The organism is Mesorhizobium sp. M1050 (assembly GCF_040318715.1).
GTDB lineage: Bacteria > Pseudomonadota > Alphaproteobacteria > Rhizobiales > Rhizobiaceae > Mesorhizobium.
Map to the genome: position 1 here is coordinate 1 of NZ_JAMYMV010000036.1, position 19,454 is coordinate 19,454.

Sequence of the window (19,454 nt, forward strand, 5' to 3'; positions counted from 1 at the left end):
CCCCACCCCCCTCCCCCCCCCCCCCAGGCGCGGCCTCGGCCCCCCCCCCCCGGGGGGCCGGCGTTTGTTGTTGGGGGGGGGGCCGCGGCCCGGGGCCGCTCCTGCTCCGCCCGTGGATGACGAAGTTGCGAGGCTTCGGCCAATCCCAAACCCGTTGCATGCAGCATCACCCGCCTACCCCGAAATAGCCTGCCGCGCTTTCGCCTCCAGCCACTCGGCCATCTGCCGGTAAGGCACCGGTCCGTGGCTGATGCGGGCGACGCCGAGTTCGGCCAGCCGCTGGCGCGGCGGCACATGCGCCAGCGCGATGATATTGACCGGCAACTCGATTGCCTTGCAGAGCGCCTCGATGAGGTTCTCATCACCAAGACCCGGCGCGAAAAAGCCGCTCGCTCCGGCCTTTTCATAGGCCCGCGCCCGTTCGATCGCCTGATCGAGCAGCGCCTTGTCGTGCGCATCCGGCTTGGCCTTGAGGAAGATGTCGGTTCGGGCGTTGAGGAAGGCCGGGATGCCGGAGGCCTTGACGGCAGCCGCCGCGGCTTCGATCCGCTTTACCTGGACAGTGATGTCGTGCAGGCCGGTGCCGCCGACAATCTGGTCCTCGAAATTGAAACCGACGGCACCGGCTTGCAAGGCAAGCGTCACGGTTCGGGCGACGATGTCCGGGTCGACGCCATAACCGCCTTCAAGGTCCATGGTCACCGGCAGGTCGACCGACCCGACGATGCGCCTGATGTTGTCGAGTGCCAGCTCCAGCGGGATCTTCTCGCCATCGGCGTATCCGAACGCGGCCGCCACCGGCCAGCTTCCGGTGGCGATCGCCTTGGCGCCTGCTTTCTCGACGATCTTGGCCGAGCCCGGATCCCATACATTGTAGAGGACGATTGGGTTTCCCTTGACGTGGAGGGAATGGAACGTGCGCGCGCGCTCGATTTGCTCGGTCATCGGTGTTTCCCATGTTCCTGCTGTTGGATGAACAATCTAGGCCGCGCTGTCGGCTCTGGCGATGTGCCATGAGATGCAGAAGCTGCGGCCACCGGACAGGCTTTTCAAACCTGTTGCGTATCCTTCCTTTCGCAGCTATGGATTTCGCCATGAACATGCGTTCGACCAAGACCATTTGGTGGTGGGCCTGCTGACAGCGGCCTGTTCGAACGCGCGTGCGCGAAAAGAGAGGGTGGCCGCAACGGAAAGTCCGGGCGGCCATTTGTTTTTTCCAAGCCATTCCCGGGTCCGTTGCCCCAAATAAGCTGATGGAGACGGCAATGACGATGAAGGTTCTGGATAACGGGGCGGAAAGTTTCGTGACCACGGGTGGCGTGACCATCACCCGCGAGCGCCACGACCGGCCCTATGCGGGCGCGATCGACGCTTACGTCGACGGCCTGAATTCGCGCCGCGGCGCCGTGTTTTCCTCGAACTACGAATATCCCGGTCGCTACACGCGCTGGGACACCGCCATCATCGATCCGCCGCTGGTCATCTCGGCACGCGGCCGCGCCATGCGCATTGAGGCGCTGAACCGCCGTGGCGAAGCGCTGTTGCCGGTCATCGGCAACGCGCTGGGTGGGCTCGCCGACGTCACCATCGCCGAGACATCGAAAAAGCTCATCCGCCTCGACGTCGCCAAGCCCGGCCGAGTCTTCACCGAGGAGGAGCGCAGCCGCGTTCCTTCGGTCTTCACGGTCCTGCGCGCCATCACTGCCTTGTTCAAGACCGAGGAAGACGCCAATCTCGGCCTCTACGGTGCCTTCGGCTACGATCTCGCCTTCCAGTTCGACCCGGTCGACTACAAGCTCGAGCGCAAGCAAAGCCAGCGCGACCTGGTGCTGTTCCTGCCCGATGAGATCCTGGTCGTCGACCATTATTCGGCTAAGGCCTGGACCGACCGCTACGACTATGCCGGCGACGGGTTTTCGACGGAAGGATTGCCGCGCGACGAAATCGCCGAGCCGTTCAAGAGCCCCGACCGCATCCCGCCGCGCGGCGACCATGAGCCCGGCGAATACGCCAATCTGGTGCGCAAGGCGATGGACAGTTTCAAGCGCGGCGACCTGTTCGAGGTCGTCCCCGGACAGATGTTCTACGAGCGCTGCGAGACGCAGCCATCCGAGATTTCGCGCAAACTGAAGTCGATCAACCCCTCGCCCTATTCCTTCTTCATCAATCTGGGCGAAGGCGAATATCTGATCGGCGCCTCGCCCGAAATGTTCGTGCGCGTCAACGGCCGCCGTGTCGAGACCTGCCCGATCTCGGGCACCATCAAGCGCGGCGACGATGCCATCTCCGACTCCGAGCAGATCCTGAAACTGCTGAACTCCAAGAAGGACGAATCCGAACTGACCATGTGCTCGGACGTCGACCGCAACGACAAGTCGCGGGTCTGCGAGCCGGGTTCGGTGCGCGTTATCGGCCGCCGCCAGATCGAGATGTATTCGCGCCTGATCCACACCGTCGATCACATCGAAGGTCGGCTGCGCGAAGGCATGGATGCCTTCGACGCGTTTCTGTCGCATGCCTGGGCGGTCACCGTCACCGGCGCGCCGAAACTGTGGGCCATGCGCTTCATCGAACAGAACGAAAAGAGCCCGCGCGCCTGGTATGGTGGCGCGATCGGCATGGTCAATTTCAACGGCGACATGAACACCGGCCTCACGCTTCGCACCATCCGCATCAAGGACGGCATTGCCGAAGTGCGCGCCGGCGCCACATTACTCTTCGACAGCGTTCCCGAGGAAGAAGAGGCCGAAACCGAACTGAAGGCATCCGCCATGCTCTCCGCCATTCGCGACGCCAAGACAGGCAATTCCGCCAGCACCGAGCGCACCACCGCGCGCGTTGGCGACGGCGTCAACATCCTGCTTGTCGACCACGAGGACTCGTTCGTCCACACGCTGGCCAATTATTTCCGCCAGACCGGAGCCAATGTCTCGACCGTGCGCACGCCGGTGCCGGAGGAAGTGTTCGACCGGCTGAAGCCCGACCTCGTCGTGCTGTCGCCAGGACCGGGCACGCCGAAGGACTTCGATTGCGCCGCAACCATCAGACGAGCCCGCACCCGCGACCTGCCGATCTTCGGCGTCTGCCTTGGCCTGCAAGCCCTGGCCGAGGCCTATGGCGGCGAACTGCGGCAACTGCACATACCGATGCACGGCAAGCCGTCGCGCATCCGCGTCTCCAAGCCCGGCATCATCTTCTCCGGCCTGCCCAAGGAAGTCACCGTCGGCCGCTATCACTCGATCTTTGCCGACCCGGTGCGGCTGCCCGACGATTTCATCGTCACGGCGGAAACCGAAGATGGCGTCATCATGGCCTTCGAACACCGCAAGGAACCGATCGCGGCGGTGCAGTTCCACCCGGAATCGATCATGACGCTCGGCCACAATGCCGGGATGCGCATCATCGAGAACATAGTCGCCCACCTGCCGCGCAAGGCCAAGGAAAAGGCCGCCTGACAATCATGGCCGAAACCGAGGACACAATGGCGATCGCGGCCAAGGCGGCCGCGAAGCGCAAGGTCGCCAACCTTGCGTTCTGGTCGATCATCATTGCGGCAATCGTGCTCGGCTTGAAGCTCGTCGCCTGGTACGTCACCGGCTCGGTCGCGCTCTATTCGGACGCGCTGGAATCGATCGTCAACGTCATTGCGTCGATCGCCGCTTTCTGGGCGATCCAGGTCAGCTACAGGCCGGCCGATCAGGACCATCCCTTCGGCCACCACAAGGCGGAGTATTTCTCGGCGGTGCTGGAAGGCGTGCTGATCGTTCTCGCCGCACTTTTGATCCTCAACGAGGTCTGGCGCTCCTGGCAGACCCCGGCACCGCTCGAACAGCCCTGGGAAGGTCTTTCCGTCAACGGCGTCGCTACCGTTATCAATGCCTTCTGGGCGTGGACGCTGATCCGCGCCGGCAGGGCGGAGAAGTCACCGGCGCTGGTCGCCGACGGCAACCATATCATGACCGACGTGGTCACCTCGATCGGTGTCTTCGGCGGCCTGGTCGGTGCGGTCCTGACCGGCTGGCAGATTCTCGATCCAGCACTTGCCGTCCTCGTGGCGCTGAACATCCTGTGGCAGGGCTGGCATGTCATCGGCTCGTCGATGAACGGCCTGATGGATCGCGCCGTAGACACGCAAGAGCACATGCGCATCCGCGACGTCATCTCGGCCAATTGCAAGGGTGCGATCGAGGTCCATGACCTCAAGACCCGCATCGCCGGCCGCGCCACCTTCATCGAATTCCATCTGGTCGTCGATGCCGACATGTCGGTCGGCGCCAGCCATGTCATCTGCGACCGCATCGAGGACGCCCTGAAGGCCGAGATCCCCTCCGTGCGCGTCACCATCCATGTCGAGCCCGACGACGAGGCCAAGCTGCCCAAGGGCACGACGGCGGTGCCGTTTGCCTGAGGCGGTTCACCAGGTCTCGATTGAGAGATCTTTGATACGCTCGAATTCCCGGACATTGCGGGTCATCAGTGTGAGGTTTCGAGCGCGCGCCTGCCCGCCGATCAACGCATCGTAGGGACCGATCGGAGTTCCCAACGTCGCAAGCGTTGCCCGAATCTCGCCGGCATGTTTCGCGTCTTCCCGGTCAAATTCGAGGACGGGGAACTGCAGAGCTTCTATGCGTGCCAAATTTTCGGGCCTTCGCTGGCTCTTTTCAGCACCATAGTACAATTCGTGCACCACTATCGCCGAGAGGGCAAAGTCCTGCGGCGTGTGCTGTTTGAGTAATGTCAGCAGACCCTCATCGCCCTTGATAACCGCGATAATGGCATTGGTGTCGAGCAGGTAGATCACTTGAAGACGTCATCCAAGGCGGGTCGATCCTGGCCGTCCTGACGTTCCAGCGCTGCCTCGGCGAAATCATTATCAAGCGGTCCGATCACTTGGTCGAGCCACGCCCAATCCTGCGCAAGCGGTTCCAGGATGACGGTTTGCCCGTGACGGCGAATCGAAACCTCATCTGTTTCGAAACGGAACTCCTTGGGCAGACGCACAGCTTGTGACCGGCCCGACCAGAACACTTTTGCCTTGTCCATCATGCTATCCTCAAATGAGATATAGCAAAGATATATCCCTTCATGACGACGTAGACAAGTGCGAACTCAAGGCGCGCAGGCCGATTGCGGCATTGGCTGCAGCCGATAGACCTTGTCGTCGGATTTGGTCTTGCCGTCGGCGGCCTTCGAACACAGGTCGACGATCGCGAGTGCGCTGTTGGGGTTGGCCAGCATCATCGTGCCGTCGGCGCCTCGCTTGAGAAAAATCTCCTTCTGCGCGATATCGCAGGAGAAATTGCTCATCTTCGAGCTCGCCGCGCAGCGCCATTGGTCGGCCTCGCCCTGACAGGAATAGGTCTGCGTCACCTCAGCCGATTTCTGCCGCGTGGTGACGGTAACGGCAATGTCGGCACCGTCTGGCCAGTTGGCGGCGTCACTGCCCGAGGCGAAGGACGCCAGCTCTACCGGCCCCCGGAAAACCCGGATCGACTGCGTCAGTTGATCGGGATGCGAGCCGAGATGCGCTGCATCGTAGTCGCGCCCATAGCAGAACGCCTGGTCCGGCTTCAGCCGCTCGCGCAGAGGCGGCCCAAGCGCGGGGTCGACTGGATCGATGCGCGCGAACTCCGCCTTGCAGGTCGCGGCCGGCATTGGGTCGAGGCGGAAATTGTCGTCCTCCGAACCCAGCGCCTGCCTGTCATATTCCGCTGCGCCCAACTCCTCTTCCGAATCGGCATCGAGATAGATGTCGGGCTGCAGATCCGAGAGGAGCAGCCGGCGCTTGTCGTCGACCTTCAGCGATGCAAGCGTCCGGTCGCACTCCATACCGCAATGGATGGGGCCTGTCTTGCCGTCCTCCGACGCATGATTGCACCAGCCGCCGGCCCATTCCGGCGACTTGGCGCCGCGCACGGTGGTGGCGATGAAGGCATTGTAGGATGTGTCGGAATTCACGGTCGGCTCTTCATTCGGCCGGCTGACCGGATCATGGCCGTAGTAGAAGAAGATCCGCGCCACCTTCTGCTTCGGGTGCGCCTTTAGATGCGCCGCATCATAGACGCGGCCGAAACAGGCATCAGTGTGGTTGGGACTGAGTTCGGTGAGCTTGAGCGCATCGTCGGCGGAGGCCGATCCGGCAAGCACGCCAAGCAGCGCCGCGCCAAACCCGGCGCCGGCGACTGTCTTCCATTCCCCTGCCCTGACCGCCATGTAATCTCTCCCCCGCATCGACAGGACGCAATGTCAATTTATGCTAGTATTGCGGCTGGAGTCACGCAATTCGCGGTGAGCCGCCAAGCGGGGGAGGATGCCATGCGCCGGCGCGATATGTTCCGCGCGATTCTTGCCGGAACCGGAACGGTTCTTGGTCTGCGGGCGGTGCAGGCCGCAGCGGTAACGGAGCCGGCCCGGCAAAAGGTCGCCTATCACTTGAGCGACGTCGACAAGGTCAACTTCGTGCTCGGCAACATCAAGAACCACTATGATGGCACCGGCGGCAATGTCGACATCGTGCTGGTCGTGCATGGTCCTGCGCTCGCCGCCTTCAAGTCGAAAGGCATATCGGCCGCGATTTCCGGGCGCTTCGCCGGCCTGGTGCAGCAGGGGCTGGAACCCCATGCCTGCGCCAACACCATGCAGGGCATGGATATTTCGCTCGCCGACCTGCTCGCCGGGTTCCATGCTGCCGACAAAGGTGGCGTCGTCAAACTCGCCGAATTGCAAGGCCAAGGTTACGCCTATCTGCGCCCCTGAGGCTTGAACACCGGGGCGGCAAGGGCCTACGAAGGGCAGGCAGACATCCCGGAGGAAGAACCGTGCCAGCCACCACACTCAGCATACCAGATCTCGCCGGCAAGGCGGTGCTGGTCACCGGTGCGTCGACCGGCATCGGCGCTGCGCTCGCGCTGGCTTATGCAGCGCAGAAATGCAAGGTGGCGCTGCACTACAATTCGAGCCGCGACGCCGCCGAAAGGCTCGGGTTGACGATCGCCGACAAGGGCGGCGAGGTGTTTCTTGTCCAGGGCGATTTTTCCGTTGCCGCCGATGTCGAACACGTCGTCGAAGAGAGCGCGCAGTATTTCGGCCGCCTCGACGGCCTGATCAACAATGCCGGCGGCATGCTTGGCCGCGTGCCCTACGCAGAGCAGACCGAGGCGCATTACGACGCGGTGATGGACCTCAATGCGCGTTCGGTATTGACCGCCTCGCGCAGGGCGATCCCGTGGCTGAAGAAACAGGGCGGCTTCATCGTCAACACCTCGTCGATCGCCGCGCGCAATGGAGCGGGCGGCGGCGCCGGACTTTACGGCTCGGCCAAGGCATTCGTCTCCAATGTGACGCGCGGCATGGCCAAGGAGCTGATCGGCTTCGGCATCCGCGTCAACGCGGTGGCGCCCGGCACCATTCTGACGCCGTTCCACGAGCGCTATTCGACCGACGACCAGATGAAAGGCATGATCGCCACCATTCCGCAGGGGCGTGCCGGCACGGCTGAGGATTGCGTCGGCGCCTATCTGTTCCTCTCTTCCGATCTTTTGAGCGGCTACATCACCGGCCAGGTGATCGAGGTGAATGGCGGCCAGTTGATGCCTTGAGCGGCTATCGGCATACTGGCTATCTGCATGTTCTTGTCGACAACCTCAAACGGAGACAACGGAATGTACGGACTAATCGGCAAGATGCGGGCGGCGCGCGGCCAGCGTGACGCGGTCATCGACCTCCTGCGCGCCAGCACCGGCGCCCTGCCGGGTTGCCTCAACTACATCATCGCCCGCGACCCCGCGGATGCCGATGCGATCTGGGTCACCGAAGTGTGGATCGACGCCGAAAGCCACAAGGCGTCGCTGCAGCTTCCGGAAGTCCAGGCGACGATCGCCAAGGCCCGGCCGTTCATCGCCGGCTTTGAATTCCAGGTCGAAACCCATCCTGTCGGCGGCTTCGGCCTAGTCGACGCCAAGACCGGCTGACCAGGACAGACGGCAAAGCCGCCGCCCCAGAAGCTCAAAACCAAATCGGTCGAATCCGTCAGCAGTGCCGCTCTGCAACAGCCCATGTCAGCTTGGGCCGCTGCGGGAAAAAATAACTTGACTCACATACTCATATTTGAGAACGCGGGGACGCAATCAAGCATGAGACGGTGGAGACGAGTTGATGCGAACAAGGCTGACGACATGGCGCCTGTGGATCTCATTGTTGGGTGGCGCGGCGATGCTCGGCCAGTCCGGCGCTGCACATGCGCAGGACAGCGAAACGTCCACCATGCTCGGCAACATCGAGGTCACCGCGCAGAGCAACGAAATCCTGAAGCAAGATGGCTATGTCGCCAAGAAGGACCGCATCGGTACCAAGACCGACACGCCGCTGGCCAGGATTCCGCAGGCCGTTTCGGTGGTGACGCAGGCGCAGATCGAGGACCAGAAGCCGCGTACGCTGAACGAAACGCTCGGTTACACCGCCAGCGCCAACCCCAACAGTTTCGGCTTCGACACCCGCTACGATGCGTTCTTCCTGCGCGGCTTCCAAGCCTTCTACAACGGCATGTTCCGCGACGGGCTGCGCCAGTACAATGGGCCTTCGGCCTGGTTCAGGACCGAGCCCTACGGGGTCGAGGGCGTGACAATCCTGAAAGGCCCGGCATCGTCGCTCTATGGTGTCAGCGGCCCAGGCGGCATCGTCAATGTCGTCACCAAGCGCCCCAAGGATGAGCCGTTCCGCGAGATCGAACTGCTCGCAGGCGAGCACAACCGGTTTCAGGCGGGCCTTGACGCATCCGGACCCGTGAACGAGGACGGCACCGTCCTCTATCGCTTCACCAGCCTCGGCCGCAAAAGCGATACCGAATTGCCTGGCTATCCCGACGACAAGATCTATCTGGCGCCGGCTGTCACCTTCAAACCGGACGAGGACACCAAGCTCACCATTCTTGGCGAATATTCGAAATCGGTCACCGGTGGCACGGCCGCCTTCTACAATTCAGGCTATGGCGTGCTGTCCAACGTCTATGAGGGCGATCCGGCCTGGAACGATTTCACCCAGAGCCAGGGCCGCATCGGCTACGAGTTCGAGCATCGTTTCAACGATGTGCTGACGGTGCGCCAGAACCTGCGCTACAACGCCGTGGACACCGACATCGAGTACAGCGGCCACTATCCGGACGGTGCCGACTTGAAGCGCTACTGGGGCCACTACACCGAGACCATGAAGAACTTCGTCGTCGACAACATGGCGCAGTTCGAGTTCGACACCGGCGCGGTCAGGCACACCGCCGTCGGCGGCATCGACTATGCCTGGTCGGACTACGATGCCGGCAGCGGTCTGTCCTATGTCTCGGTCGACGACATCAAGGCGATGCCGGTTCCCCACTCCGGCGGACAGGAGATGAACCAGCTCGGCGTCTATCTGCACGACCAGATGGAGTGGAACGATTTCACCCTGTTCACCAGCGGCCGCTACGACTGGGTCGACACAACCTCCACCGCCGCCGACTACAGCACCTCGAAGCAGAAGGACAGCGCCTTTTCCGGCCGTCTCGGCCTGTCCTACCAGACTGAATGGGGCATCACGCCCTACATCAACTATTCGACCTCGTTCTCGCCCAATATCGGCTTCGTCTATGACGACGTCACCAGCCCCGTCGGTCGCGTAGCCCGGCCGACCATCGCGACGCAGAAGGAGATCGGCGTCAAATACGAGATCCCGAATTACAATGCGACCGTCAGCGCCGCGCTGTTCGACATCGACCAGAAGGACGGCGTCGTCTTCGACGCCTCGACAGGCATCAACAAGCAGCGCCAACTCGACCTGAATTCGCGCGGTGTCGAACTGGAAGCCAATGCTTCGCTTGACAACGGCTTCAGCTTCATCGCTTCCTATACCTATCTGCGCGTCAGGATCGAGCGTGGCGCCGAAGGAACCGATGGCAAGGACTTATCAGCGACGCCGAACCACATCCTGTCGCTGTGGGGCCACTACCAGTTCGAGAACGGCACGCTGGAGGGGCTGGGGCTCGGCACTGGAGTGCGCGTCGCCGGCTCGAGCTATGGCGACGACACCAACACATTTAAGAACAGCGCACGCGCCTTCGTCGACGCCTCGCTCTCCTATGATTTCGGCTATCGCAATCCGAAGTTGGAAGGCGTCAAGCTGCAGGTCAACGCCAAGAACCTGTTCGACAGCCAGAAGACCATCTGCTCGGCCGGCTATTGCTACCGCGACGAAGGCCGCTCACTGTTCGCCAGCCTGCGCTACCGCTTCTGACGAAATTAGCCCGCCCTCGGATGGTGGCAGGCGACGAAGTGGTTCTTGTCCACGAGCGAAAGTACCGGACGCTCGTGGCGGCAGACCGAAGTCGCCGCCACGCAGCGCGTATGGAAGCGGCAGCCTGACGGCGGGTCGAGCGGGCTCGGCAGATCGCCCTTGAGCATGATCCGCTGGCCTGGCCGGTTGTCGACGTCGGGTACCGGCACTGCCGAGCGAAGCGCTATTGTGTAGTGATGCCGTGGCGCTGAAAAGACAGCGTCGACAGGCCCCGTTTCGACGATCGAACCCATATACATCACCGCCACCCGCGACGAGAACTGCCTGACCACCGAGAGATCGTGGGCGATGAACACATAGGTCAGGTTGAACTCGTCGCGCAGGTCGCAAAGCAGGTTGATGATCTGCGCTTGGATCGACACGTCCAGAGCCGACACCGGTTCGTCGGCAACGATCAGGCGCGGCCGCAGCGCCAGCGCGCGGGCGATGCCGATCCGCTGGCGCTGTCCGCCGGAGAATTCATGCGGAAAGCGCTGGGCATGCTCGGGAAGCAGTTCGACGCGGACCAGCAATTCCTCGACGCGATCCGCCATTTCCGATCGCGCCAGTCTTTCATGCACGCGGAACGGGTCCGCCAGCAGGTCGCCGACCCGGCGACGCGGGTTGAGCGAAGCCGCGGGATCCTGAAACACCATCTGCATCTGGCGGCGTATCGGCCGAAGCTGCCGTTGCGAGGCTTTGGTGATATCGCGGCCTTCGAATTCCAGTGACCCGGACGTGATTTCCGTGAGCCGGACGAGGCAGCGCCCCAGCGTCGATTTTCCGCAGCCCGACTCGCCGACGATGCCAAGCGTCTCGCCCGGGAAGATGTCGAGCGAGATCTGCTCCACCGCATGGACGATCCGCCGTTGAAAGGGCGAGCGCCCGACTGGATAATGTTTCGACAGATCGCTGGTCCGCACCAACGGTTTCGGCCTGGTTTCGCTCATGCGGGCACGGCTCTGCCAGCCAGCGTCGGCCGCAGATCCTGGCGGCCGTCCCGCGGAAGAAAGCATGCCGACCGGTGCCCGCCCGCTCCACCAAGCGCAGGCTGGGCGGCACAGGCTTCATGGCGGAATGTGCACCGCGGCCCGAAAGCGCAGCCCTGCGGCATCTGGCTCAGTTTCGGCGGGCTGCCGGGAATGGCCGTCAGCCGCGCGGGACGCGGACCTTGCATCGGCGGGATCGAGCCGAAAAGCCCCCACGCGTAGGGGTGAAGCGGCTGGCGGAAGAGCTGCCCCTTGTTACCCTCCTCGACAACGCGCCCGGCATACATCACCAGCACGCGGTCGGCGACTTCGGCGACCACGCCGAGATCATGGGTGACCAGGATGACGGCGGATCCGAACTCGTTGCGCAATCGACCGATCAGCTCCAGGATCTGCGCCTGCACCGTCACGTCGAGCGCCGTCGTCGGCTCATCGGCGATCAGCAGTGCCGGATTGCACGACAGCGCCATGGCGATAACGGCGCGCTGGCGCATGCCGCCGGACAGCTGGTGGGGATAGCGGTCGACCGCGTTGTCGGGGCTCGGCAATCCAACCGCGTCGAGCAAGTCCACCGCCCGCTTGCGCGCAGCAGCGCGCGACACCTGCTCATGCGCGCGGATCTGCTCGATGATCTGGTCGCCGATCGTATGTACTGGCGTCAGCGCCGTCATCGGATCCTGGAAGATCATCCCGATCTGCCGGCCGCGAATGGCATCGAGGGCTCGGCGCTTTAGACCCAGCAACTCCTGGCCGAGAAAACGCACCGACCCGGTGACGACGGCGTTGGGACTGCTGATCAAGCCCAGAATGGCGAGCAAGGTCTGGCTCTTGCCCGAACCGCTTTCACCGACGACGCCGAGGATCTCGCGCTGCGCGAGCGAGAACGAGACGCCGCTGACGGCAGGCACCACACCGCCCTCGGTGCGGAACGAGACGCACAGATTCTCGACGACCAGCAGCGGCCTGTCGGGGGGCATCTTGTCAGTGGGCATCTCTAACCCTCGGATCGATGAAGACAAAGACAACGTCGACAATGAAATTCGCCATCACCACGAAGAACGAGGCGTAGATGACCGTCGCCAGGATCATCGGCAGATCGAGCGTCTGCAAGGCGCCGTAGGTGAGCTTGCCGACCCCTTGCAAGCCGAACACCACCTCCGTCAGCAAGGCGCCGCCGCCGACCAAGGCGCCAAAATCCAGCCCGAACATGGTGACGAAGGCGACGAGCGAGGTTCTTAGGCCGTGATGCAGCAGCACCCGCCGCTCTCCGATGCCCTTGGCGCGCGCGGTGCGGATGAAATCCTCCTGCATGGTCTCTATGATCGAGGCCCGCAGCACGCGGCCGTAAAGTCCGATATAGAGCGTGGCGAGCGTGAACCAGGGAATGACAAGTGCCTTGAACCAGCCCCAGGGATCCTCGGTGAAAGGGATATAGCCGAGCGGCGGCACCCATGAGAACAGCCAGCTGTCATGCCAGCGGCTCTGCGTGACCAGATTGGCGACTTCGCCGAGCCAGAAGACCGGTATCGACACGCCGATCAGGCTGAGGATCATCAGCGTCCGGTCGAGCCACGTACCGCGCGTCGCGCCGGCGACAACGCCGACGATCAGCCCGCCGAGAACCCAGAAGACGGCAGCGCCAAGCACCAGCGACAGAGTGATCGGGATCGCCTCGAGCACCGTCGGAACGACCTTCTGGCCGCGATTGACGAAGGAGGTGAGGTCGCGGCTGATGAAGAGCCGCTTCATCATCAGCGCGTATTGCACAGGCAGCGGCCGGTCGAGGCCGAAATCGTGCCGCACCTGGGCCAGCGTTTCCTGTGATGCGTTGCGCCCGGCGATGCGCGCCGACGGGTCGGCGCCCGGGGTGGCGAAAAAGATCAAGAAGGCGACGACGCTGATGCCGAACATCACCAGCACCATCTGGCCGAGCCTGGAAATGAGCGCCGTCAGCATCAGACGACCCTGATCGACGACTTCGGGTCGAGCGCGTCGCGCACGCCGTCGCCCAATATGTTCAGTGCCAGCACCGTGATGACGATCGCCAACCCCGGCGCCAGGGCGACGATCGGGCGTGAATAGAGAAGCCCCTGCCCGTCCTGGATGATGGTACCCCAACTCGCATCGGGCGGCTGCACGCCGATGGACAGGAAGGACAGCGAGGATTCGGTCATCATGTTCAGCGCCAGGATGAGCGGCACGAAGACGATGACCCGGGTGATCACATTGGGGAGGATGTCGTAGAGCAGGATACGCCACGGCGACGCGCCAATGCCGATCGCGGCCGTGACGAACTCGGCCTGCATCAACGACAGGACATGACCGCGGATGGGCCTGGCGACGTAAGGCACGTAGACGATGCCGATGATGAAGATCGGCAGCCAGAGACTGCCGGAGCGGATTTCGATCGGGCCGATAGTGATGCTTTGGGTGATCAGGACGATCGACAGTGAAATCGCCAGCAGGAAGACGGGAAACGCCCACAGCACATCGAGAATGCGCGACAGCAAGATGTCGACCAGACCGCCGAAAAAGCCGGAGATGACGCCGAGCAATGTCGCCAGGCCAAGGCATATCAACGCCGCGGCGCCAGCGATCAGCAACGAATTGCGACCGCCGTAAAGCAGGCGTGCGGCAACGTCGCGGCCCTGATTGTCGGCGCCCAGCATATAGGGTCCGAAATCCCAGGTCGGGCCAAGCGGCGTGAACCCCAGGCCAAGGCCTTCGGTCGAAGGCTCCAGCACCTGCCTGGTCTGGCCGTCTATGACGATCTCGCCATTGAGGTTGGTGGCGAAAGGATCGGTCTGCGCCACATGGCGGGCGTAGAGAGGGGCTGCCAGCGAAGCGGCAGCGATCAGCACCAGAACGCCGAACGCCATGATGGCAGCCCGGTCGGCCCTGAGCTTGCGCCACGCCGTCCGCCATGGCCCCTCGGCGCCCCGGCGGGTCCGAACCAGCACTTGCCCGCCAATCGAATTGTCCATGATGGGTATGAATTTCAGATCGGCGGGAAAAGCAACCGCGGCGGAGGATTGCGCATCATTCCGCCGCGGATCGAATTGGGCCTGTTCACTCAACCCCTGGTCACTCGACCCACGACTGGCTCATGATCCAGTAGAATTGCGGACTGAAGACGAAATTCTTCAGCCGCGGCGAGATCAGGTCGACACGCTTCGGCGTGAACAGCACGGCCACGGGCGCGGCATCGGTGACGGCCTTGTCGACGGCGGTCCACAGTTGCGCACCCTTGGCAGGATCGGCGATCGTAGCGGTCTGAGCCTCGCCCATCTTCTTGTCGATCGACTTGTCGCAGAAGCCGGAAATGTTGACCGAAGCGTCCGAGCCGGGTGTGAACGAGGCGCAGCTGAACAGCACCTGCAGGAAGTCCGAAGGCGCGGGATAGTCCTGGAACCACTGCGAGATGGAAATCTGCACCTTGTTGTTGGTGTTCTGGATGTAGGTGAACTGGATGTTCTGCGAGATCGGCTTGATCGAGGTCTTGTAGCCCAGCCCGTTCAGCACATCCTGCAGGTACACGCCTATCGACTTCGACACTTCGGTGTCCTCGGTGATGATCGTCACCTCCTGTCCGGCTGTTCCGGAGGCGGCGACCAACGCTTTGGCTTTCTCCAGGTCAGGCGCCGACCACTTTTCGCCGGAATTGGCCGTGAACGGGCAATAAGGCGAGTAGGACGGGAAATCCGGCGGCAGTATCTGACAGGAAGGCTGCGCCAGATTGCTGCCGCCGAACAGCTTGACGATGGCCGCCCGGTCGATGGCGTAGTTGACCGCCTGCCGCACGCGGATGTCGTTGAACGGCGCGAGATTGGTGTTCATCGGCGCATACCACATCGCCGTCAGAGGATGCACGGACACCTGCTTGGCGTATTTCGTGCCCAGTTCCGCCAACCGGTCCGCCGGCGGTGGATCGAACATCCAGTCAGCCTGGCCGTTTTCCACGGCGGTGACCGCCGCCTCGTCGGTGAGACCGAAGCCATAGTCTATCTCGTCGGGATAGCCGGCAGGCTGCGCCTCCTTGCTCCATTCCTTGAAATGCGGATTGCGCACCATCTTGAGCAGGCTGTTGGGATCGTAGCTGGCGATCATGTAGGGCCCGGTGCCCGGAATGGGCGCTGTCCCCGAATCCTTGAGGGGCGCCTCGGCGGGCAGGATCGCAGCGTGCGGGATCGAGATCTTCTGCAGGAAGTCCGGATCGGGCGCCACCAGATTGAAGGTGACGGTGCTTGCCGCCTCATCGGCGGCGACGCCGCCCTCGAGTGTGCAGGTCGCCGGCGTCTTGAGGCATATGTCGGCGCCGACTATGCCATTGTAGAGCGTGCCCGTCGTCGGGCCGCTGATCTTGAACATGCGCTGGAACGATGCCACGACATCGGCCGTCGTCAGGTCCGATCCGTCGGCGAACTTGATGCCCTTGCGCAGCTTGAAGACATATTTCTTGCCGCCGTCTTCCGGCTTGGGCAAGCTCTCGGCCAGGTCCGCCACCACCTCGAAACCGGTCTTGTCGCCGGTCTTGCGGAAGGTCACCAGCCCATCATAGAGGACGTAGTTGATCTGGAAATATTGCAGCGTGTAGTTGATGTGCGGGTCGATCGTGCCGGCAGCGGCGTTGGCGAGAAGCTTCAGTGTCCCGCCAGCCTTGCCTTCTTGCGCGGCCGCGCCTGTCACGGGTGCCATCAGCATAAGGCCAGCCAGGCCGACACCGGCCATCATTGCGCTAAAAACATTCCGGGAACGCATCGTCTTGCTCCTCTGGGGAAGTGGGTGATTGCAAACCACGAAGTGCGCCAGGTGGCACACGCCGGACCGCGATCCATTGTACACAGCGTATGGCGCACGAAACCCGCCGGGATAGCTGTGAATTAAGATAGTTTTGGCCGTCCAGATGCGTCGCGAGCAACAAGCCGTGATCGTGCTGTGCTCATTTGTTGAGCATTTTTCGAACATGCCCGTTTGACAAACATTGGCTGGCGGGTAAGCTTTTGCTCATGCAAGGCGTATCCGGCGATTTCGAGAGCGAATTTCACACAGGCATGGGAATCGACGCCGCCATGGCGGCGGCGATGCGCGTGCTTGCGCCCGCCGGTTTCACTTCGCTGATCTACGACTACACGCCGGTCCCGGTCAGCCACGACGGCGAGTTGATCACGCCTTCGCTCATGGCCCTCGCCAACGTGCCGCCCGACATGCAGGACCTGTGGTGCAAGGGCGGCTACTATCAACTCGATCCGGTGCAGGAGGCTGCACTCGCGGTATCGCGACCATTTCTGTGGTCGCACAAAGGGTCGCAGAGCCCGGTCATGCGACGCATCCTGCAGCGCAAGCATGACCCGGTGATAGGCTATCTCCTGGACACCAAGATGACATGTGGCGTGACGGTACCGATCCGCTTCGACGGCGGCGATCTCGCCACCTTCACCGCCATCCGCCTTGATCCGGAGCCGAATTTCGAAGCCGAGGCACAAGGGATGCTGCCCGGCATAGGCGACCTCGGTCACCTGTTCCACGATTGCGTCTATGCCGGGTTCGATCAGCGCACCAGGACAAGCCAGTATTTCCACCTGACATCACGGGAACGCCAGTGTCTGAGCCTCGCGGCTTGCGGATTGACGGCCAAGCAGATCGCCAATGAAATCTGCCGCAGCGTGCCGACCGCGACGCTGCATCTCAACGCCGCCAGCCGCAAACTCGGCGCCCGCAACCGCTTCCACGCCATCGCCCTGGCGGCACACTACCGGTTGCTCGGGCCGATCAGCCAGGGCCAGGACCAATCCCGCCGGCAGCATCAGAACTAACGTTATTGCTAGCTGGTCGCTTGCCGGTCCGCCTCTATACCCTTTGCCACGAGCACCGCCGGAGACCGCTGATGAGCGGCCGCCGCCGAGCCAGCCAGGCAGAGGACACGATGGCCGAGCTTGCAATATCGGAAGGGTTCAGCGCCTACGGGCCATACAGGACCTGGTACCGCGTGACGGGAGACCTGGGGTCGGGCAGGCTGCCGCTGGTCGTTGCTCATGGTGGTCCCGGTTGCACCCACGACTATGTCGACAGCTTCAAGGACATTGCCGGCTTCGGCCGCGCGGTGGTCCACTACGACCAGATCGGCAATGGGCGATCCACCCATCTGCCGCACGAGGGCGGCGACTTCTGGACGGTCGAATGCTTCCTTGGCGACCGGGAGGCGCTGCGCGCCCATCTCGCCAGCCAGCAGCGTTACGCCCTGCGCGGGCAATCCGGGGGCGGCATGCGCGGCGCCGAGCATGCGGTGCGCCGGCCTGCGGGCCTCAAGGCACTGGTGCTCGCCAACTCGCTCGCCTCGATGAAGCTGTGGGTCGAAGGCGCGGGGCAACTGCGCGCGGAGCTGCCGGCAACGGTGCGACAGGCGCTCGATCGCCACGAAGCGGACGGGACGACGGACCATCCCGACTACCTCGCGGCGACCCGGGCATTCTACGACCGGCACGTCTGCCGCGTCGTGCCCTGGCCGGCGGAGGTGGCGCGCACCTTTGCCGCCATCGATGCCGATCCCACCGTCTACCGCACGATGAACGGCCCCAATGAATTCCACGTTGTCGGCACCATGCGCGACTGGACTGTTATCGATCGCCTGCCGCTGATCGAAGCGCCGACACTGGCCTTTCGCGGCCATTTCGATGAAGCCACGCCAGCCTGTGTCCAGCCCTTCCTCGACCATATTCCCACGGTCGAAGGCCATGTCTTCCCACTCTCGAGCCACATGCCGCATGTCGAGGAAAGGCAGGATTGCATGGCTGTCACCGAAGCGTTTCTGGCCCGCCATGACTAACCGCCGTTTTCGCGCGGTAGCGAACGTTGACAGGAGATCGACGGTTACTCGTCGTCGCCCACGCTATGCGCCTCCCGGCGCCAGTAGGCCGTGACCAGGTGCTGGTCGCGCGACAGACTCCATTGCTTGCGCACGATCTTGCGGATCTCCCGGAAATCGCCGAATTCGCATCCGGCCCAGACATAAAGGCCGTCGGCAAGCGCCATGTGGCTGCGTTCCCGCAAGGCGGCCGGCAGCAGGCCGGCGGTGCCGGCTTCACGGCCATGCCGGTAAAGCCAGGTGATGTCGATATTGTCGCCTTGCGCCAGCGCGATCCGGTCATCGGGGCCATCGACTTCGATCAGTGCTTCGGCGCGCGTTGACTGCGGCAGATGCTCGAGGATCCTGCCGATGGCGGGCAGCGCGGTGTCGTCGCCGAGCAGAAGCAGGGTCTGAGCTACCGGAGTATCGCCGCCGCCGGGTCCGATCATGCCGATGACGTCCCCCGCCTGTGCGTTTTGCGCAAAAGTGGCGGCGGGCGTGTCCTGGCCGGGGTGCAGCACGAAATCGACATCGAGCCAACTGCTTGCGGCATCCACCGCCCGGACGGTGTAGACCCGTACGGTCAGGGCATCCTCACCCGAGGGCCAGACAAGCAGCCCGTCGGCACCCATCTTGGGCCAGACCGGCCGCCGCCCATGCGGCGGCAGCAGCAGCCGCATGTGCAGGCCGCCATGGGTAAACCGAGCGAGATCCTTGCCGGCGAAGCGCAGGCGCTGCATATGCGCCGAGATCCGCGTCGACGCCAACACTGTGATCTCACGGAAGAAGACCGGCGTGCCGGCGTCTACGCCGTCGCCTTGCCAGCGCACTCCGCTGGCCGTGCCAAGATGTTCGGCGACATGGCCGGCGACCGTCATCTTCATGTAGGACAGGCAGGTTTCGTCCATCGCCGCGACACGGATCAGCATGCCATCATCCTCGAGCGTGGCGCTCAACGAGCCGTAATGGAGGCGAAGCTCCCACCGATGGGCAACGCCGGTTTCGATCTCGAATTCGCCGTGCTCGGCGCGCAGCCGCTCCATTGCCGATCTGGTTGCTTCATCGCTGATACGGGTTTGCGCGCTCAGTTGGTCCATCACCCAAGTCCTTCGAAACAGTTCGGGACAAGACGCCGGCGGCGCCTCGCCGCCCCGCCATGCCACAGCCACTCCGGTGTTTCCACCGAAACATGAATATTAGAGTCATATTTTCTCTGGAACGCTCTAGGAGCCGCTTGCTGCCGCAAGCCGTTCAGGAAGGAAATCGATGAACGCGCGCACCCTCGGCGACAAATGGCGACTGGAGGCCACAGAATCCGGAAC

Annotated in this window: 18 protein-coding genes; 8 read left to right on the forward strand and 10 right to left on the reverse strand. The window is 63.1% G+C overall.

The features are described 5' to 3' along the window. Positions 1–174: 174 nt before the first annotated feature. Complete coding sequence (locus NKH57_RS19565; RefSeq protein WP_352946326.1) at positions 175–945, reverse strand: isocitrate lyase/PEP mutase family protein; 771 nt, start codon at positions 943–945, stop codon at positions 175–177. Between the two features lie 320 nt (positions 946–1,265). Here NKH57_RS19565 and NKH57_RS19570 point away from each other — a divergent pair, with 320 nt between their 5' ends. Both NKH57_RS19570 and NKH57_RS19575 read left to right on the forward strand, forming a co-directional pair. Further along, the gene (locus tag NKH57_RS19570; RefSeq protein WP_352946329.1) at positions 1,266–3,455 is read left to right on the forward strand and encodes an anthranilate synthase; all 2,190 of its coding nucleotides are present in this window, start codon (positions 1,266–1,268) and stop codon (positions 3,453–3,455) included. A gap of 5 nt (positions 3,456–3,460) precedes the next feature. Then, positions 3,461–4,408, forward strand: coding sequence for a cation diffusion facilitator family transporter (locus tag NKH57_RS19575; RefSeq protein WP_023760669.1), 948 nt, complete (start codon positions 3,461–3,463; stop codon positions 4,406–4,408). A 6-nt stretch (positions 4,409–4,414) separates the two neighbouring features. Here NKH57_RS19575 and NKH57_RS19580 read toward each other — a convergent pair whose 3' ends face one another. The 3 genes from NKH57_RS19580 to NKH57_RS19590 form a co-directional block, all read right to left on the reverse strand. After that, on the reverse strand, positions 4,415–4,801 hold the full coding sequence (locus tag NKH57_RS19580; protein ID WP_352730420.1) for a type II toxin-antitoxin system VapC family toxin: 387 nt from the start codon (positions 4,799–4,801) through the stop codon (positions 4,415–4,417). Further along, a complete protein-coding gene (locus NKH57_RS19585; RefSeq protein ID WP_023760667.1) occupies positions 4,798–5,043 on the reverse strand; it encodes an antitoxin in 246 nt (81 codons plus the stop codon). The genes NKH57_RS19580 and NKH57_RS19585 overlap by 4 nt, the downstream gene beginning before the upstream one ends. Before the next feature lie 66 nt (positions 5,044–5,109). Beyond that, positions 5,110–6,213: a hypothetical protein gene (locus tag NKH57_RS19590; RefSeq protein WP_352946332.1), complete on the reverse strand. Its 1,104-nt coding sequence runs from the start codon at positions 6,211–6,213 to the stop codon at positions 5,110–5,112. Between the two features lie 102 nt (positions 6,214–6,315). Between NKH57_RS19590 and NKH57_RS19595 the strand changes: the two genes are divergently transcribed. The 4 genes from NKH57_RS19595 to NKH57_RS19610 all read left to right on the forward strand — a co-directional run bounded on the left by NKH57_RS19595 (position 6,316) and on the right by NKH57_RS19610 (position 10,260). Further along, positions 6,316–6,756 (forward strand): DsrE family protein, encoded by a 441-nt coding sequence (locus NKH57_RS19595; protein ID WP_023760665.1) that lies wholly within the window; start codon positions 6,316–6,318, stop codon positions 6,754–6,756. Positions 6,757–6,818: 62 nt separating this feature from the next. Further along, positions 6,819–7,598, forward strand: coding sequence for an SDR family NAD(P)-dependent oxidoreductase (locus NKH57_RS19600; RefSeq protein ID WP_023760664.1), 780 nt, complete (start codon positions 6,819–6,821; stop codon positions 7,596–7,598). 63 nt (positions 7,599–7,661) lie between these two features. Continuing rightward, positions 7,662–7,970 carry a putative quinol monooxygenase gene (locus NKH57_RS19605; protein ID WP_352946336.1) on the forward strand — a complete coding sequence of 103 codons (309 nt, stop codon included), beginning with the start codon at positions 7,662–7,664 and terminating at the stop codon, positions 7,968–7,970. 184 nt (positions 7,971–8,154) lie between these two features. Then, positions 8,155–10,260 carry a TonB-dependent siderophore receptor gene (locus NKH57_RS19610; protein ID WP_352946339.1) on the forward strand — a complete coding sequence of 702 codons (2,106 nt, stop codon included), beginning with the start codon at positions 8,155–8,157 and terminating at the stop codon, positions 10,258–10,260. 5 nt (positions 10,261–10,265) lie between these two features. Here NKH57_RS19610 and NKH57_RS19615 read toward each other — a convergent pair whose 3' ends face one another. The 5 genes from NKH57_RS19615 to NKH57_RS19635 all read right to left on the reverse strand — a co-directional run bounded on the left by NKH57_RS19615 (position 10,266) and on the right by NKH57_RS19635 (position 16,046). Further along, the gene (locus NKH57_RS19615; RefSeq protein ID WP_352730410.1) at positions 10,266–11,249 is read right to left on the reverse strand and encodes an ABC transporter ATP-binding protein; all 984 of its coding nucleotides are present in this window, start codon (positions 11,247–11,249) and stop codon (positions 10,266–10,268) included. Next, positions 11,246–12,265, reverse strand: coding sequence for an ABC transporter ATP-binding protein (locus NKH57_RS19620; protein ID WP_352946425.1), 1,020 nt, complete (start codon positions 12,263–12,265; stop codon positions 11,246–11,248). Before NKH57_RS19620 ends, NKH57_RS19615 begins: the two co-directional genes overlap by 4 nt. Before the next feature lie 4 nt (positions 12,266–12,269). Further along, positions 12,270–13,244 (reverse strand): ABC transporter permease, encoded by a 975-nt coding sequence (locus NKH57_RS19625; RefSeq protein WP_352486796.1) that lies wholly within the window; start codon positions 13,242–13,244, stop codon positions 12,270–12,272. Further along, complete coding sequence (locus tag NKH57_RS19630; protein WP_352946342.1) at positions 13,244–14,272, reverse strand: ABC transporter permease; 1,029 nt, start codon at positions 14,270–14,272, stop codon at positions 13,244–13,246. The genes NKH57_RS19625 and NKH57_RS19630 overlap by 1 nt, the downstream gene beginning before the upstream one ends. Before the next feature lie 100 nt (positions 14,273–14,372). Further along, positions 14,373–16,046 (reverse strand): ABC transporter substrate-binding protein, encoded by a 1,674-nt coding sequence (locus tag NKH57_RS19635; RefSeq protein ID WP_352946345.1) that lies wholly within the window; start codon positions 16,044–16,046, stop codon positions 14,373–14,375. 248 nt (positions 16,047–16,294) lie between these two features. On the opposite strand from NKH57_RS19635, the gene NKH57_RS19640 reads away from it, so the two are divergent. Continuing rightward, positions 16,295–17,101, forward strand: a complete 807-nt coding sequence (locus NKH57_RS19640; protein ID WP_352946347.1) for a helix-turn-helix transcriptional regulator — start codon at positions 16,295–16,297, stop codon at positions 17,099–17,101. A 110-nt stretch (positions 17,102–17,211) separates the two neighbouring features. Further along, complete coding sequence (locus tag NKH57_RS19645; protein ID WP_352946428.1) at positions 17,212–18,111, forward strand: proline iminopeptidase-family hydrolase; 900 nt, start codon at positions 17,212–17,214, stop codon at positions 18,109–18,111. Positions 18,112–18,155: 44 nt separating this feature from the next. On the opposite strand, the gene NKH57_RS19650 is transcribed toward NKH57_RS19645, so the two are convergent. After that, on the reverse strand, positions 18,156–19,229 hold the full coding sequence (locus NKH57_RS19650) for a siderophore-interacting protein (protein WP_352946349.1): 1,074 nt from the start codon (positions 19,227–19,229) through the stop codon (positions 18,156–18,158). Between the last annotated feature and the right edge of the window lie 225 nt (positions 19,230–19,454).